The sequence below is a fragment of the Acinetobacter endophylla genome, assembly GCF_053543775.1.
Map to the genome: position 1 here is coordinate 1 of NZ_JBLVOM010000310.1, position 599 is coordinate 599.

1 protein-coding gene is annotated in these 599 nt (G+C 49.2%); it reads left to right on the forward strand.

The genetic code is table 11. The features are described from left to right. Window positions 1-599 (forward strand): S16 family serine protease (locus ACNPNW_RS16450; protein ID WP_448767210.1); only part of this gene is annotated, 599 nt, incomplete at both ends.

Sequence of the window (599 nt, forward strand, 5' to 3'; positions counted from 1 at the left end):
TGTCTGGAATATGCACTGCAGGTGCGCCGTCGGGTCAAAGAACAGCTGAAGAAAATTGGGGGGATGGAATTCTATGATGTGCATTTTAGCTATATCGACAATGACACCCTAGAAGAGCATTTTGTCTCAGTCAAAGAGCAGGGTGGTGGCGGACTGATTCCCGAAGGGCCAGCCAAGCCAGGTTTCTTATATACCATCGGGCTCAGTAATAAAGGCATGCCGGGGTTATACCGCTTAGAACTTCAAGTGACCAAAGGTTCAGGAAAATTGGCGACATCAGGCTTATGGAATTCAAGCAGTGCCAAAGAGCAGGTCAAAATTGCTTTTGACTACTTCAAGGCCAATGCATCCCGGATCTCGGGGGGCAGTAAGGTGCTGGAACATGACTTCCACTTACATGTGGTGGAGTTACAGAATACCGGGCCGCTCAGCCATCTTGCTCTGCCAAGTTTAGTGGCTTTCGCTTCTGGCCTCTTAGGACGATCGGTTCAAAGTCAGATGGTGGTACTGGGTGATATGAGCTTGGGTGGTTCTGTGACACCGGTGGAAAGTATTGCCGAATGTCTTCAAGTTGCTTTTGATGCGGGTGCCAAGAAGGT